15 protein-coding genes and 1 pseudogene are annotated in these 16,740 nt (G+C 47.2%); 6 read left to right on the forward strand and 10 right to left on the reverse strand.

Annotation, left to right across the window (positions count from 1 at the left end):
* Positions 1-94: 94 nt before the first annotated feature.
* Both PAV_RS08370 and PAV_RS08375 read right to left on the reverse strand, forming a co-directional pair.
* On the reverse strand, positions 95-409 hold the full coding sequence (locus PAV_RS08370; protein ID WP_005545139.1) for a DMT family transporter: 315 nt from the start codon (positions 407-409) through the stop codon (positions 95-97).
* 1 nt (position 410) lies between these two features.
* The gene (locus tag PAV_RS08375; protein WP_005545141.1) at positions 411-680 is read right to left on the reverse strand and encodes a DMT family transporter; all 270 of its coding nucleotides are present in this window, start codon (positions 678-680) and stop codon (positions 411-413) included.
* Between the two features lie 362 nt (positions 681-1,042).
* On the opposite strand from PAV_RS08375, the gene PAV_RS08380 reads away from it, so the two are divergent.
* Complete coding sequence (locus PAV_RS08380) at positions 1,043-2,368, forward strand: PepSY-associated TM helix domain-containing protein (protein WP_005545143.1); 1,326 nt, start codon at positions 1,043-1,045, stop codon at positions 2,366-2,368.
* Positions 2,369-2,538: 170 nt separating this feature from the next.
* Here the strand turns inward: PAV_RS08380 and PAV_RS08385 are convergent, their stop codons facing one another.
* The 4 genes and pseudogenes from PAV_RS08385 to PAV_RS08400 all read right to left on the reverse strand — a co-directional run bounded on the left by PAV_RS08385 (position 2,539) and on the right by PAV_RS08400 (position 6,010).
* Positions 2,539-2,967, reverse strand: a complete 429-nt coding sequence (locus PAV_RS08385) for a threonine/serine exporter family protein (protein WP_005545145.1) — start codon at positions 2,965-2,967, stop codon at positions 2,539-2,541.
* Positions 2,968-3,036: 69 nt separating this feature from the next.
* Positions 3,037-3,793 (reverse strand): annotated as a pseudogene (locus PAV_RS08390) (threonine/serine exporter family protein).
* 280 nt (positions 3,794-4,073) lie between these two features.
* The gene (locus PAV_RS08395; RefSeq protein ID WP_005545148.1) at positions 4,074-5,306 is read right to left on the reverse strand and encodes a sensor histidine kinase; all 1,233 of its coding nucleotides are present in this window, start codon (positions 5,304-5,306) and stop codon (positions 4,074-4,076) included.
* Positions 5,307-5,314: 8 nt separating this feature from the next.
* Positions 5,315-6,010, reverse strand: a complete 696-nt coding sequence (locus PAV_RS08400; protein WP_005545150.1) for a response regulator transcription factor — start codon at positions 6,008-6,010, stop codon at positions 5,315-5,317.
* Positions 6,011-6,399: 389 nt separating this feature from the next.
* On the opposite strand from PAV_RS08400, the gene PAV_RS08405 reads away from it, so the two are divergent.
* From PAV_RS08405 to PAV_RS08420, 4 genes are all read left to right on the forward strand, one after another.
* Positions 6,400-7,518, forward strand: coding sequence for a C45 family autoproteolytic acyltransferase/hydrolase (locus tag PAV_RS08405; protein ID WP_005545152.1), 1,119 nt, complete (start codon positions 6,400-6,402; stop codon positions 7,516-7,518).
* 2 nt (positions 7,519-7,520) lie between these two features.
* Positions 7,521-8,405 (forward strand): AraC family transcriptional regulator, encoded by an 885-nt coding sequence (locus PAV_RS08410; RefSeq protein WP_005545154.1) that lies wholly within the window; start codon positions 7,521-7,523, stop codon positions 8,403-8,405.
* 137 nt (positions 8,406-8,542) lie between these two features.
* Positions 8,543-9,781, forward strand: a complete 1,239-nt coding sequence (pepT, locus tag PAV_RS08415) for a peptidase T (protein WP_005545156.1) — start codon at positions 8,543-8,545, stop codon at positions 9,779-9,781.
* A gap of 475 nt (positions 9,782-10,256) precedes the next feature.
* A complete protein-coding gene (locus PAV_RS08420) occupies positions 10,257-10,802 on the forward strand; it encodes a hypothetical protein (protein ID WP_005545158.1) in 546 nt (181 codons plus the stop codon).
* 701 nt (positions 10,803-11,503) lie between these two features.
* Here the strand turns inward: PAV_RS08420 and PAV_RS08425 are convergent.
* Entirely contained in the window at positions 11,504-13,453 is a 1,950-nt protein-coding gene (locus tag PAV_RS08425; protein ID WP_005545160.1) for a GTP-binding protein, read from the reverse strand.
* Between the two features lie 114 nt (positions 13,454-13,567).
* Between PAV_RS08425 and PAV_RS08430 the strand changes: the two genes are divergently transcribed.
* Entirely contained in the window at positions 13,568-14,326 is a 759-nt protein-coding gene (locus PAV_RS08430; RefSeq protein ID WP_238555782.1) for a tyrosine-protein phosphatase, read from the forward strand.
* Positions 14,327-14,376: 50 nt separating this feature from the next.
* On the opposite strand, the gene PAV_RS08435 is transcribed toward PAV_RS08430, so the two are convergent.
* The 3 genes from PAV_RS08435 to PAV_RS08445 form a co-directional block, all read right to left on the reverse strand.
* A complete protein-coding gene (locus tag PAV_RS08435; RefSeq protein WP_005545163.1) occupies positions 14,377-14,799 on the reverse strand; it encodes a MerR family transcriptional regulator in 423 nt (140 codons plus the stop codon).
* 26 nt (positions 14,800-14,825) lie between these two features.
* Entirely contained in the window at positions 14,826-15,842 is a 1,017-nt protein-coding gene (locus tag PAV_RS08440; RefSeq protein WP_005545165.1) for a medium chain dehydrogenase/reductase family protein, read from the reverse strand.
* Between the two features lie 113 nt (positions 15,843-15,955).
* A complete protein-coding gene (locus tag PAV_RS08445) occupies positions 15,956-16,663 on the reverse strand; it encodes a DNA alkylation repair protein (protein WP_005545166.1) in 708 nt (235 codons plus the stop codon).
* Positions 16,664-16,740 lie beyond the last annotated feature (77 nt).

The raw sequence follows: 16,740 nt of genomic DNA on the forward strand, positions 1-16,740 counted from the left end.
ACGAGGCTGGCCAAGAATCCAATCACACATCTTATGTTGTCGCGGTCTATAAAGGGATCTTGGCCCCCTGTCAGGCTGCTTGTCAGCGATCCGGTTAATCGATCAGCTTCAAGCCGACCACGCAGCCAATGATCCCCAATATACATAACAGGCGAAATGGGCGCTTCGACTCCTGGTATATCAACATCCCCACCAATGCAGAGCCAACCGTCCCGACACCTGTCCATACGGAATAAGCGGTGGACAACGGTATTGTCTGCATTGCACCAATAAGCAATTTAAAGCTAAGGAAGAAGGCGGCAATCATCATAATGTTATTCGGCCAATTGTTCTTCTCAGCAACCCGTTTAATTCCGATGACACCAATGACTTCAAGCAGTCCAGCCGCGATTAATGTTATCCACGCCATCTCAATGCCCCTCCTTCCCGCTCGTCAGCTTCAATCCGATAATAAAGAGCAGCAGCAGCAGAATGATTCCGATTTTGATCGGATTAAACTCATGAGACATAACCGCTTCTACCACGACCGTTCCAACTGTCCCAATACCTGCAAATACAGCATACGTTGTCCCGATCGGTATGACCTTAGCAGCACGGATAATGAGATCGAAACTGAGCAACAGCGCTACAAGAACGACAAGCGGTGGAATTTGCTCGTATTTGAAGCCGCTGGCCCACACGATCTCTAAGGATCCTCCTAACACGATGTACAGCCAAGCACGATTGACAGATATTCGCTTGCTTTTTTAGCAGCAGCTTCCGACCCTGGAGGCTGCATTGGAGGTCTCTCATTCATTTCCACCTTCTCCCCTCTTAGTTATGGTATTTCACACCTTTGTACCTAATCATTGTAATGTCAGTTCCTAATTTTTACTATCCTATTTATAGTTCTCTACTACGATTATCTTGAATTTTAGTAACTAAATTTTCAATAAATACAGTGAAATATAGCCCGATCGAGTCTTGTCCGTTTTTTTGCATCCACATACAATGACTTAGTATCGCAACCTAGCCCCTGTTTTTAGAGGAGGAACATCATAGTATGAAAGCAAACAATAGACTCAGCCATATGTTTTGGCGGTGGCATTTCTATGCGGGGTTGTTCATTGCCCCCTTGCTAATTATGTTATCGCTTAGCGGAATTGGATACCTGTTCAAGTCGGAAATTGAGGATGTCGCATACAAATCACTCTACTTTGGACAGAGCAGCAACACCCACACGTTAACAACGAGTCAAGCGATTACGGCTGCAGAGCAAGCGTACCCAGGAGAACGCGTGACGAAAATCAGTTATTTCGATGATGAATCGCGCAACACAAGATTCTCCATGCGTGATGAAGCAGGTCGAGAAAGATATGTATTTGTAGATCGCAACAAGCAGATCGTCGGGAGCATGCTTGCCGATGACAGCTTCGGAAATATAATGCGAAATTTGCATAGTTCATTGCTCGTAGGTGGAACCGTCGTCAACTATACGGTGGAGCTTGCGGCATGTTGGGCAGTATTTCTGATCATCTCTGGCCTCTATATGAGTTGGAAAAAGAGGGCGTCGGCAGCTGGAACGAAGCGTGAGAAGGTGAAATCGAGGCATACCGTCATCGGTATCATATTCACCATACCGTTGCTAATTCTTATCGTTACAGGGCTGCCTTGGTCTGGTTTCATGGGCAACCAGATCTATCAACTGGCAGCAAGCAACGAATCACTCGGGTATCCGCAGCTGTATGTGAGCCCGCCGCAATCCGAAGCAAAGGAGCTGCCATGGGCTACTAGAAAGGAGAAGTCTCCGCAATCTTCATCCGGCTACCTGCCACTCTCTGCAGACGATATCGAGCATATGCTCCATCATTACGGTGTGACCAAGCCTTTCGTCTTGAGCCTGCCAGCAGATGAAAAAGACGTCTACACGGCATCTAAATCCGCAGGATCAGGCATTACCGGAATGGATGTCATCAAGCCTAGCGAGGAAATAACAGCTTACTTCGATCAATATAGCGGCACACAGATTCATAAGATTGACTACCGCGATTACGGGCTTCTCGCCCAGTGGTTCACCTACGGAATTCCTTTGCATGAAGGGCATCTATTCGGTTGGCCGAACCAGATTCTATGCCTGCTGACGGTGGTTGCACTGCTTGCCATTGTATACTGGGGAGTTAAAATGTGGTGGATGCGCAGACCTCGCGGAAGACTTGCAGCACCACCAAGACAACCGCACACGAAATCGATGATCGGCTTCTATGCCATTTTAGTCATTCTCGGACTGCTCATGCCGCTGCTCGGTATGTCGCTGATTGTCATTGCAGTCGTTGAACTGATACGTTTCCTAGTGTTCCGAGGGAAATCAGCGAAGTCCGTAACTGGTTAATTATAAGGGTATTGAAATAGAAAAGGGGACAGGCCTCGGCCCTCCCCTTTTTTTGCTATCCCTTTATGGACAGCAAATCTAATTACGATATTTTATAAATCTCCTTAGCTGCCTCTTGTACTACACAATTCAGAAAGAAAATTTAAGGGAGTGCGCAGATCATCATCGCCTTATCCCTTCACACGCTTCCGCATCACCTGATGCAGCACTTCCGAGAAGATCAAGCCAATTGCAATTGCGCCGGAAATCATCGATGCCTTGAATGCAAGCTGAATCGCCTGATCATACTGATCTTCTACAATATTTCGCATTGCGTCGTATGCCATTCCGCCAGGTACGAGGGGAATAACCCCTGCGACATTGAATACAATTATCGGAGTGCGATACAGCTTGGCAAATAGATGACTCATCATGGCAATAACGAATGAAGCAGCCAAGCTCGCTGGAATTGGACCGATCTGATTATCTATGCAAATCATATATACGAACCAGCCTGCCATGCCGACAAACCCACATTGAAGCATCAGCTTCGGCGGACTGTTGAACAATATTCCGAATGCAGCGGATGCTATGAAGCTTACAATGAGCTGCTCGATCATAACAAAATGCCTCCCTCATGCTCTACATCCAAAGTGGTCAACGAATTCGGAATCTGCTGCATTACCGTCCTAGGCGAAGGACAATACACAAGCAACCCCTGCTCCAATCGCGAAGGCAGTTAAAAATGCTTCCGCCCCCTTCGATATGCCGGATACTAAGTGACCCGCCATCAAATCCCGCACAGCGTTGGTAATAAGCAGCCCCGGAACAAGCGGCATCACCGACCCGATAATGACCTTATCCAGATCACGACCCAGACCGTACCGAACACAGAAATAGGACACGGTTCCGACTACAATGGAAGCGAGGAATTCAGAAAAAACTTAATGCGCGATAAACGATGGAAATACAGGAAGAGTGAAAATCCTAGTCCTCCTGCCAACAACGAAGGTACGAATTCCGGCCATCCGCCACGAAACATAATCGTAAAACAGCCGCTCGAGAGCATCGCTGCTGCAATCTGCAGCCATACCGGATAAGCCAAATTAGACACTTCGATTTTTTCAGCAAGCGATAGGCCTCTGCATAAGACAAGGTTCCGCTGCTTATTTTGCGCGAAATGTCATTCACGAGCGTTACCTTCTTCAAATCCGTCGATCGCTCGGATATTCGGTACAACCGGGTAATTGGCGCTGACCCGTCGATCGCAAAAATAATGCCTGTCGGCGTCACGAAGCTGTGGCAGTTCTCGAACCCATACGAAGCGGCGATACGGATCATCGTATCCTCTACCCGATTCGTTTCCCCTCCGCTTTGCAGCATGATTTTTCCTGCCAATAGGCATAGCTGCGTAATTTCATAGCTTTCATTCGACTGTTCGCTCATCCGATGTCTCTCCTGTGAATGGCATGAATTTCCCATATTGTAACCGACAGAACAATCTTTAGTCTATGCCTGCTGATCATGCAAATATTCGCTAAACTCCTTACCCATGAACAGCATCTTAAAAAGGCTCACTGAGTCTTAAATGAGCCTTGCCATACAGTTGAGCCTAAGCAGTGTACTCAAGCCCCAACGCCCACCCTGTAAACGTTCCCGCATCTACTTGAAGTTGAATCTGGACAGAAGGCAATGAAGGAATTGCCCCGTCGCTCGATTGATCCTTCTAAACAGCAGGCAGTATCGTTTCGAATGTCGTTTGATACGGATTGCTGTATGCCGCGATTTGCCCTCCATGAACCTCGATAATACTTTTCGTAATCGCCAGTCCTAACCCTGTTCCGCCTGTCTCCTTGGAACGGGATTGCTCCACGCGATAGAATCGGTCGAAGATGAATGGTAAATCCCGCTCCGGTATCGGGTCGCCGTAATTGATAATACGAATGACCGCCTGTTCGTCCAGCGACTGGATCTCGATGTCGATATATCGCCCCTTGCGACCATACTGAATCGCATTTGACAATAAATTTTCGTAAGCCCGAACGAGCCTGTCGCCGTCTGCTAGAACCTTGAGCGTTTCCTTTTCTACATTCAGTCTGCACTCCAAGCCTGCCTTTTCCAGAATCGGTACGAATTCTTCCACTAATTGACGGATAAAGCTCGTAATATGCAGTTCCTGTACTTGAAGCGGAAGTCCATTATTAATGCGTGTATACTCGAACAGATCGTCGATCAATTTTTTCAAGTCGAGCGCTTTTTCATAGGCTATGTTGACATAATAGCGAATCTCCACCTCGTCATGATAACGATCCTTCTCAATAAGCTCGAGGAAACCGAGTATAGATGTTAGCGGTGTGCGCAAATCATGCGATACCCCCGTAATGAGATCGCTCTTTGTTTTCTCCGCCTTCCGTTCTTCCTCAATCGATTGGCTTAACTGCCGACTCATTCGGTTAATGCTCTCCGCTACTTTGCCCAGCATTTGAACTGATCTTACCGGTATTTCATGCTGCAGCTCACCCGTGGCGATTTCGCCCAGCCCATGAGTGATCTCTTGCAGGTAGCTGTCTAATTCAGTCGCTACATCATTAATTCGATGTGCAATATCTCCTAGCTCGTCCGACGAATCGATCTGAATCTCCACATCGAAATTTCCGTTCGCCATCTCCTGAAGCCCATTTGAGATCTGTGTTATCTGACTCAATATAGGACGACTCAGTTGATAGTAGCTAAAAATAAATAATAGGCATCCTGATATGACATAGACGGGCCTTGAGCCGATATTGTTGATCACCCATGTCAATGCTATATTATACGGCTTGTGCTGCATCAAATAAGAAACCAGCAGCTGCCCAAGCAGCAAAATAATACCCGTAGCACCGATACTGGCAATAAACGTAATCAGGAATTTCCACCGAATCGAATTCAGCCATTTTGATGTCATGAATCGTCTCTTCATATCCGCTCCTATCCCAGTTTATAGCCGATTCCCCACACCGTCTTAATATATTGCGGGTTTTGGCGATCCTTCTCGATTTTTTCCCTTATCTTACGAATATGTACCATTACTGTGTTTTTAGATTCCATGAAGGGCTCGTTCCACACTTCCTCGTAAATCTTTTCCATGCTCAGCACGATCCCGCGATTCACCGCAAGCAGCTTTAATATGGCGAACTCCCGTGGTGTCAGCTTTACCGGAATATCATCTACCATCACCGTATAGTTCGCCGTATTGATCACCATATCGTCAATGAAGATTTCATGTTCATTGTACTGAATTCCCTCTTGCCGGAATTGTTTCGTTCTCCGTAGCAGAGACTTAATCCGCGCCATCAGCACAAGCGGGTTAAACGGCTTCGTCTCATAGTCATCGGCGCCAATGCTAAGCCCTGTAATTTTATCTATATCCTGATCCTTCGCGGACAACATAATAATAGGGGTGTTGCGTTCCTCCCGAATCTTCATGCATGCTTGTATGCCATCCATATGAGGCATCATCACATCCAAAATAATCAGCTGCACATCATGCTTCTCCAGCAGCTCCAAAGCCTCTAATCCATTGGATGCCTGAAGCAAATCGTAACCTTCATTCTTCAAATAAATTTGCAAAAGTTCAATAATTTCCTTCTCATCATCAACGACAAGAACGGTTTCCTTGCCCATGTGACTATCTCCCTTTCCATGTATGCTAACAAAACGCTTCTGCTTGAAGGAGCGTCTTCCTTTGGTACATACTAATTCAGCTTCCAGCTAATTACTCCTTTTCTTACAGCGGAATGAATACAACCCCCTTATGCCATTCCAGTTCTGCTGCTTACGTAAAAAGCGATATATATTATGACGTCCTGCTAGGGAAATTGTTCCTTTCGTTAAGTGAATATTAAGGAATTCAGAATTTGATAAGGATTTGGCTCGAAGCCAGAGACAGCTAAATTGGCCATAAGGCCGCTTTGCTGCACCGTCCCGATAAGTCAGCAGGAAATATCATACCAGGAGCAACTTATCCCGCTACACTGGAACAAGAGATGACATTAGTGAAGGGAGATTTATTTATGCAGCAAATACAAGGCTATTTTTCTTCTATCGAGGGAACGCGTTATGAGGCGGGGTACCAGCAAGGGGAGTTTGCGAAGAAGCATCCTCACTTTTTACAAGGCATTTTATTGAACGAGCCGTTACCTGTTGATCAATGGAAAGAAGCAGTCGCACTGCTCGAACAATATTGTCCGGGAATAACGGAGGAAATTGACGGTTTCTGTGCGGCATTAGAAGTGCCGCCATCACTGATTTCTTATTACGCTAACTCTGCTCTTCATTCAGGATGCAGCCATTGTGCCATCCTGCCGGCTAAAACGGCGAATGGGCACACGTACATGCTCCGCAATTACGATCTTTCACCTAATGTTGATGATATGAGGTTATGTTCTACGTCGATCGAGAAGGCATATAAGCATACTGGATTTTCCGTATTTTTGTTCGGTAGAACGGAGGGCATGAATGAGCATGGATTATGTGTTACCTTCTCCGCCTGCGGGATGCCTGTAGGCAACGCGCCCGGTATGAGACCTCCTAGAGCTAGCGGCTTGCAATTCTGGGCCGTGGTACGAGCCGTCTTAGAGCAATGCCGCAATGTCAGTGAAGCGGTGCGACTTGTGAAAGAAATGCCGATTGCATCCAACATGAACCTCATCGTGTGCGATCCGCATGGCCATGCAGCGCTAATCGAAACCTTTGACGGGCACAAAGCAATTCGCGAGGTAGAAGAGGCGAGCCAAGCTCCTTATGTCGCAGCCACGAATCATCCGTTGTTTGCAGATATTGAGCAGCTTGAACCCGGCAAGCTGAACCATTCGGTCATCCGCCAACACATCCTGCAGCAATTCTTGGAGAAGCCTGCTTCTGTAACGATGGAGGATCTGCAGTCCTTGGTCTCAACCGAATACCCGCAAGGCTTGGCCGTTCATAATTACAATCAGTGGTTCGGCACATTGCGATCCATGCTGTTCGATTTGGATGACCGAATCATCAATATATGCTTTGGTTCTCCAATTGATAATCCATGGTATACTGTGCCCGTAGGCGGGAAAATGCCGGTAGATCGTGTACAGGTAACGATGCAGCACCATGATTATGCACCTGATTTTTGGCAAATGAAAATAAGTGGTGATTAGTTATGCAAACATATAAGAAACAAATTGAACAAGCGACTCGATTCATCGAATCACATTTGACAGAGCGGCTGGATGCAGAGCGTGTAGCCGCCTCTGTCCATTTATCATACTATCATTTTCATCGTATCTTTGCTGCAATGACAGGGGAAACACTCGGCGACTACATTCGCAAGCGTAGATTAACCGAAGCAGCCGTAGCCTTACTTTCGAGCGAGCGTTCTATATTGGACATTGCCTTAGAATATCAATTCGAATCCCAAGAGGCCTTCTCCCGTTCCTTCAAGCAAGTATTCGGCGCAACGCCTGGCAGCTTCCGCAAGCGCAGCATGCGCCCTATATTCCTGGAGAAGGGCACACTGTTGGGCGATCGTCTGCAGCATCGGCTGGATACCATTAGCCTTGTCCCCAACATCGCAGAAATAGAGGATGATATTCATGTCGTAGGGGTTAGCGGAGCTGTCTCTCCCGATCACAATACGATACCGAAACTGTGGGAGGAACTACTCCAACGGCGTCACGAGATTCAAGCTTTGACGCCGGAGCTCACTGGCTACGGAATATGTCCGCCGCAGCACGATGTCGAGTTCAGGGACATCACAGAGCACTCGCCGTTTGGACACATGGCTGGATTCTCCGTGGAGCGTATTGCTGACATTCCCCATGGCATGCGTGCGTATACGATATTTGCGGGTGCCTATGCCGTCTTCAAGCATATAGGGACTACCCAGCAGCTTCGAAGCACGTATGATTACATCTGGGGAACATGGCTGAGCAACACACCGCTTCGCCTCGCCGATCGGGCAGACTTCGAGATATATGGATGTGACTTCTATGGTCCGCATCATCCACAGTCGACGATATGGATTTACATCCCCATTCAAAAATAGAAAAGGTTCATGAAGAAGGGGATGGCTCACTCCCTCGAATAACGTTCCAAAGAGACATTGCCACAAATAGGGTAAAGTCCTGCCATTCGTGGTAAGATGAAGAGAGTTTGATACGCTACTATTCAGAGGTGAATGTCGTGAAACAAGAACTAATTGAACGCTTTACATCCTATGTCAAAGTGAATACCCAATCCAACGACGACAGCGAAACTTGCCCTTCCACACCTGGACAGCTCGATTTGGCACGCCTGCTCGTTGATGAGCTGAAAGCGCTCGGCATGGAAGAAGTGACAATGGACGAGAACGGCTACGTCATGGCTACGCTTCCTGCTAATACAGACAAGGACATTCCTACGATCGGATTTTTGTCCCATATAGACACCGCTACCGAGCTTTCTGGGGAGGGCGTGAACCCTCAACTGGTTGAAAATTACGATGGCAAGGACATTGTGCTCAATGAAGCTCAAGGCGTTGTTCTCTCGCCAAAAGACTTCCCTGAATTACATAATTACATCGGACATACGCTCGTTACGACTGATGGCACAACATTGCTTGGCGCAGACGACAAAGCCGGCATTGCCGAGATTATGACAGCGATGGCGTACTTGATCCGCAACCCAGAAATCAAGCACGGGAAGGTTCGCGTTGCCTTCACGCCGGACGAGGAAATCGGCAGAGGCCCTCATCGCTTCGATGTAGAAGCATTCAATGCTCGATATGCTTACACCGTAGACGGAGGCCCGCTTGGTGAGCTGGAATATGAGAGCTTCAATGCTGCACAAGCTACACTAACCTTTAAGGGCAAGAACGTTCACCCAGGTACGGCTAAAAATAAAATGGTCAATGCAGCGAAAATCGCCATGGAATTCAACAGCCAGCTTCCCGTTGAGGAAGCGCCTGAATCGACAGAAGGCTATGAGGGCTTCTACCATCTATCTTCCATTAGCGGCGATGTAGAGCTGACAAAGCTCCGCTACATTATTCGTGATTTCGATAGAGATAACTTTAATGCTCGCAAGCAGAACATGGAGAACATCGTGAAGAGCTTGCAAGAGAAGTATGGAGCCGAACGCATCAGCCTTGAGCTGAAGGATCAATATTACAATATGCGTGAAAAAATCGAGCCCGTGAAGCACATTGTCGATATTGCCTATAAAGCGATGAAAAACATTGGCGTAGAGCCTGTAATTAAGCCAATCCGCGGCGGTACAGACGGTTCGCAATTGTCTTATATGGGGCTGCCTACACCGAACATTTTCACAGGCGGCGAAAACTATCATGGCCGCTATGAGTATGTGTCTGTAGACAATATGCAGAAGGCTACTGAGGTCATTGTTGAAATTGTAAAGTTGTTCGAACAGCAAGGCGCTGAATAAGGAAGACAGAAATGAAATTACCCGCTTAAGTAACCGAAGAATAGCAGGCTGTACCAGCAAGAACTTCCTTTCCTGTTGAACAGCCTGTTATTGTTTACAGTAGTGAGGCTATGCCTGCCGCATAATCACGATGCACGCGCTACACGATATCTTAGCAATGCATATGGGATTTCGCCTCAAGGAAATCGATCGTCTTTCCCTTGGAACAGGAATGGAAGATTGAAGACTATGATAAGTCTGAATACTACTCACCAATATGTCCGCAAACCATCAACACAACTAACCCCAACATCATCTCGCAGCTTACCGACTATTCTCATCACCGATATCAGGTAACCATATCCTACATTCATTCATAATCATTGTAGAATATTGAAATGTTTTGTCATATTGGAAATATATACTATGCATATATAATGCTATGTGATACTATGAAAATGTGGAAAAATTTAAAAGAAAAGGAGCGTTACAAAACATGAAGATTGCCACAAATAACAAGTGGGTCAAGGGTTTAATTTCTTTGGTTGTATTCTCCATGTTTGTTACCTTTGGTCTTTCGTCAGGATCAGTTGCTACTGCAGCTGAAAGCCCAGATCCTGAGATGGAAAAATTCCAAAGCATTTCTCAGAATTCTTTTCAACGTATTCTAAATGACATTTATAACATTCCAGATGAAGTCTTACATTCAAATGATGCGTCGACTATTAATAATTACTTTATAAGTATAGGCAGCCAAGTAAAAGTTACAGATTCCGACGATTATGAAGAGTTGATCCAACCTGCTGGAGTTTGGGAATGTGGATTAGCTATTGCAGGTTTAGTTGTGACCACTGCCGTGCCAATCGCTAAGATTGTGAAAATAGGCAAATTAGTCAAAAGTTTGGGTGGCGCTGCCGAAGCGGCTAAAGTAATTTGGGGCGCTTCGTTTGCAAGTGAGAAATGGAAAGCTTTAGGCTCAGCTGCTAAAGATTTGGTTGCTGAATTGGCAGGAATCACAGCTGTTAGCAAGGCTTGCTTTTGATTTGGGATAAATTGATATAACGTAACATTCTTCACAATACAATTTTAGGGGTAATACCAGTCGCTGTTACCACCCGCAAACGGTGAGTCTCGGAACAAAATTAAGCCTATCAATGCTCTTTTCTACCTAAATTATTTACGTATGTAAGTCCGGAACATCGTTAAATCGTTGTGGCAATAGGGTTTTCGAGTGGTGTTACTGGGCCAATTAAGAGCACTTTGGACAAGCTGGGGAAATCCGTTTCCCCTCCCCTTGTTCCTCAAGTGCTCTATTCTTACTTAATTTTGAGGAAAATAGGGAGGAGCCTTATGGACAGCTCAATATATGTAATCATATTCTTGCTATTGGCACTTATTTTTCTGTTATTACAAATTATTATAATTCTAAGAAGTTGAACTCATTAGAGGAAGCACTATATGAGTCATATAGAAATAACAGTGAAGTTAAATCATTTGTTGAAAAGGTTTTAGAGGGAGAATCAGAAGAAGTAGAAGCAATAAAAAGAGTCAGAACTAAGTATGGTTTATCTATTGGAAATGCAAAAAAATAATTGATTTATATAGAAGAAGCGAGTGAAAGCAGCCGAAGAATAACAGGCTATCCCAGCAAGGATTCCCTTTCCTATTGGACAGCCTGTTATTTATTACGGTAGTGAAGCTATGCTTACCGCATAATCACGATGCATGTGCTACACGAATATCTTAGCTATGCATATGAGATTCCGCCTCATCCCAGGAAACTCGATACGCCTGTCCCTTGGAACAGAATATCGAAGAAGAGGTATAGGCCGGATCTGCGTCCTTATCGTAGCCCTTGTGTGCGATCACTTCATCGGCATTATGGCAGATATCGTAGCCGCCGAACAGAATCTGAATCATCCCTTTGCCCTGTGTATTCGCTGCAAGCTCTGTGCTGTAGTTCATGAAGGTTGACACAGGCACCCGCCCGATAATGACCGCCTTGCTTCCAACAAAGTCCGGAGGCTCTAGTGTACCATGCGCTTTCTGCACATCTGCCATCACCTTGCCCATATCGTCTGCATCCACCGTAATTTTCACATTATAGTACGGCTCCAGCAGCACATTGTCTGCCTGCTCCAACCCTTGACGCAGCGCACGGAAAGAGGCCTCACGGAAATCACCGCCGCTCGTATGCCGATTGTGAGCACGCCCTGTCAGCAGGGTAATGCGTACATCCGTTAGTGGCGATCCCGTAAGCAGGCCATGGTGATCCCGTTCCAGCAGATGCTGCATAATCAAGTTTTGATAATTGACACCAAGCTCATCGGGATGGCATTCGTTGAATACCTGAATCCCGCTGTCTCGTTCTCCAGGCTCCAACCGCAAGCGTGCTTCCGCATAGTGTCCGAGCGGTTCGAAGTGTCCGCACCCATTCGCGACAGAACGTATCGTCTCCTTATAAAGGATTTCTGGGACAGCAAACGATACGGTAATGCCAAAGCGCTCCTTCACAATTCGTTCCAGCACTTCCAGTTGAATCATTCCCATGACATGAATATGAATCTCCTGTACATGCTCATCCCACTGCACGCGAAGAACAGGGTCTTCCGCATCCAACCGATGGAAGCAGGCCAGCACCTCTTTCACATGCAAATCGGCAGGAAAGATAACCTTGGACTTTAACGTAGGTATGATATGATAAGCAGCCGGCTCCTCTAACATACCAAGCCCATCCCCTACAGATGCAGCCGTGAGCCCTGTTACTGCACACAGCTGCCCTGCTTCTGCACGATCAACCTGCTGTGCCTTCTGGCCGCTATAGATGTGTATAGATGTCACTTTCTCCATGAAGGCATCCGATCCTGCGCGATATCGAACTTCATCCCGGACGGACAGGGAGCCGCTCATAATCTTCATATGTGTCATTCGTGTACCCTGATCGTCATAGCGAATCTTATATACTCGTCCGGCAAAATCCCCTTCACTGACATAGCCGGTCTGTATAAACTGATGTATCAGCTCCAGGACTTGTTCAACACCAACATCCTGAAGTGCCGAACCACGTACGCACGGGAACCATTTTCGTTCAGCAAGCATATGCCGCATCGCTCGCAGCCATTCGGCCTGCTCATAGCTCCCCCCCAAGTAGAGCTCGAGCAACTCATCATTTCGCTCAGCCATAAATGTAATCACATCATCACCTAATTCCCCATCTGAACAATACGATGACATCTCCAGAATGTCGGCAGTCAGGTTCAATCGGATTTCCTCGATGACTCGCTCCACATCAGCGCCGATCCGATCTATTTTGTTAAGGAAGAATATCGTCGGCACACCTTGCTTCTGCAGCAGCCGCCATACCGTTTCCGTATGTCCCTGAATGCCCTCCACGCTGCTTACGACAATGATCGCAGCATCCATGACTTGAATCGCACGCTCCATTTCTGCAGAGAAATCGACATGCCCAGGAGTATCAATAAGTGTGTACGAATTCCCTTTATAGGTCATCACCGCCTGATCGGCGAATATCGTAATGCCGCGTTCCTTCTCTATCTCATGGCTGTCCAAAAAAGCGTCCTTATTATCTACCCGTCCCCGGCTTTGGATGCTTCGTGTATGATACAGGATCTGCTCGGCAAAGGTCGTCTTTCCTGCATCCACATGGGCGAATAGCCCTAATGTAATATTCATGGCGACACCTCATTGCTAATTCTGAAGTCTGCATTCTTCACCAATTCTTATTTTGGTTCTTCTATGCTATCTATGATAGCATAGACTTACCTACTTCAAGAGAGGCGGACAGAGATGATGAACGGAGAAAAGAATCAATTTATAGAACGGCAGCCTGCAAGGATCATTGAATTGGAAGGCGCCTGCAACGTACGGGATCTCGGCGGATATAAAGCGGTGAACGGACGCGAAATCCAGTGGGGGCGATTTTATCGCGGGGACGGTCAACATAAGCTGACTCAGCAGGATCAAGAGATATTGCTTGAACGCGGTATCCATACGGTCATCGACCTGCGTTATGCACAAGAGCTGGCCGTTGCCAAGGATGCATTCGCCGATTCGGATCAGGTTGCTTACTACAATGTTGATCTTATCAATCCAGCAACGACGAACAAGCCGCACGTTACTAGCCTTGGTGAACTGTATGTCAGCATGCTGGACAATAGCCAAGCGGCTTTTCTTCGTGTGTTCGAGCTTCTGACTGACCATTCAGGGGAGGCTGTACTCTTCCACTGCACGGCAGGCAAGGATCGGACAGGAATGGTAGCGGCCCTGCTGCTGGATCTGGCGGGTATACCTCATGCAACAATTATTGAAGACTATGCCATGACTGCTGAATGCCTGATTCCGATTATGAATGACCTGCGCGCCAGCCGACCGAAAGGAATGCCCGTCGACTTGTACGAGCGCTTCCTTGGCTGTGATCCGAGCAATATGGAGATGATGCTTCAACATCTTCATGCCAAGTATGGCGGCAGCGAGCGTTATTTGGCGGCAATTGGACTGCCCGAGGGGAAAGTACAAACATTGAGACAAAAATTGTTGGAAGCATAACCCTGATACACAATAAAAAATACAATACAAAAAGGACTAGCCTTCATTGGTTAGTCCTTTTGAGCATTCTTTTGCAGCTGTTCAAGCAGCATCGCATCATACATGCTTCTTTTTTCCTCAGCAATCTTTCTGACGGATTCAAGCTGTTTAATCTGCGCGTCAAGCCGCGCAAGATGACGATCAAGCATGCCTATTCGTTTATGCAAAGTGTCCTCTATATCATGCGGCAAGCGATTCCCAGACAACAGGCATCCGTCCTCTGTAAACGCCGCTATGTCCTCTAGCTTCATACCTGTTTGCTTCAATCCATAAATGAATTGGATAAACCTTACATCCTGCTCGTCGTACTGCCGAACGCCATCCGGCTTCCCTCCCAAACGCTGTGGGCTGTGGAGAAGACCGATTTGTTCATAGTATCGAAGCGTGTAGGCAGATATTCCGGTTAGTCGCGCCGCTTCTCCAATGGAATACATCCCCTTGCTCCTTCCCGCTGTCTCGATTACTCCTCTGTCACAAGGACGATTTTACCGATCGAATGAGATCCTGTCAGCAATTGCTGTGCCTGGGCTGCTTCCTGCAGCGGAATTCGATGGGAGATGAGCGGGTGAATCTCCCCCGCTACCAGCAGGGACATGACGGATTGCACATCCTCACGGAACCAATCCAATCGATCCTTTTTCAGCGCTGTAATACTATACATATACACAGAGTTCCCGCTTTCCGTTGTCCCGCGTGCGGCCGTCCCTGTCCAATCCTTCACCCAATCGTTAGCATGATGATCCTTCTCCAGCACGGATGTGTAGCCATAACCGACAAAGCGCCCCTTCGAACTTAACGTCCGCATGGAGCGTTTCCAGTTAGAGCCGCCAATTGGATCGAACACGGCATCCATGCCCTCAGGAGCTGCTTGAGCAAGCACTTCAACAAAATCCTCTGCTCTATAGTTTATCGGCATCGCACCGTATGCTGCAACGACCTGATGCTTCGCAGCCGAGGCTGTTCCGTACATCTTCAGCTTTGCCAATCGCCCCAAATCCAACAATGCTGTCCCTACACCGCCGCTCGCGCCATGGATAAGAATTCGCTCACCCTCCGCCACCTTTGCGATGCGATGCAGCATCTGATACGCCGTCACATAATTCAATATACTCGCTGCTGCTTCGGCCGCATCGATTTGTGCAGGAATCGGAACAAGCTCATCTACTCTTGCATACACATGTGAAGCGTAACTTCCTGTCCCATTGAAAAATACGGCTACGCGATCCCCTGCCACATAATCGTCCACAGCATCTCCTACTTCTTCGACAATCCCAACCGCATCATAACCAGGAACAAACGGCACTTTAGGCGACATCGGATATAATCCTTCCCTGCGCATAATATCCGCAAGCGCTACGCCCACACTCTGCACCCTTACGCGCACCTCATCTACTTCAGGTGTACAAATCGGTTCTTGAATGGCCTTCAACACCTCCGGCCCCCCATATTCAGTTACAGTCATCTTGGTGTTCCACACAAGCCATCTCTCCTTTAGCGATTTTTCGTAGATGGCTGTATTGTAGTCCTTCGAGTTCACTCGAAGTCAACACGAATCAAAAAAGCACAGGATCCCATATCCTGTGCTTCATCTTAACATATGCATGTCTTTCGCTTAGCGCCGAGCTTGCCTGCAGCCTTCACTTTGCGGATATAGGCCGCCGCTTCCGGTACTTTGCAAGCTGTCTCGCCCATATTGACCTGCACCTTGCCAATGGCTTCTGCCACTCGCATTGCCTCATCATGCAAGGCCAATACATACGAACCCACTACAATGACAAATTGATTCATAACGTACCTCACCCGATTGCGTTCCTGATGAACCGTCGACTCGACGAGCGCGAGCATTCTCCTCAACTCTTCGATATCCAGCTTCTCATCCGAAGTAATCGAGATATAGTGCAGATAGGTGCTCCAGCCGCATGTCGCAATCAGCTCTTCACTGGATGCCATCCATTCGCGCGCTAATTCGAGGGCATACGGACTTTCCGCAGCCACACCAGCTACCGTACATTCTACAATCATATGCCATGAAGCCTTTTGGGCCCATGATTGCAGAAGCTCCTTGGTCATTACAGATGGATCGACCGTCAGCCCTGCCAAATACATCGCATCGCTATTCCCTGTATCGAACAGCGCACGCGCAAGCTGCTGATCCTTCTTAACTTCCTTGACCAGCTTCTTCAGATCGCCGATCTTTACACCAAACAGCGGCTCTGGTGCCCCATGTCGGAGGAACGTTTTCTTCGTTTGCTCTGTGCCCATCGCTTCCAGCTTCGCCATGACTTCATCCAGTGTCATTTGCAGCCCCCTGACCCCACTATATATAATCCAACTTATCCGAGTTCAAAATGATATATACCTAGTGAGTACGAATC

It is taken from the genome of Paenibacillus alvei DSM 29 (assembly GCF_000293805.1).
In the GTDB taxonomy this organism is placed as follows: Bacteria; Bacillota; Bacilli; order Paenibacillales; family Paenibacillaceae; genus Paenibacillus_B; species Paenibacillus_B alvei.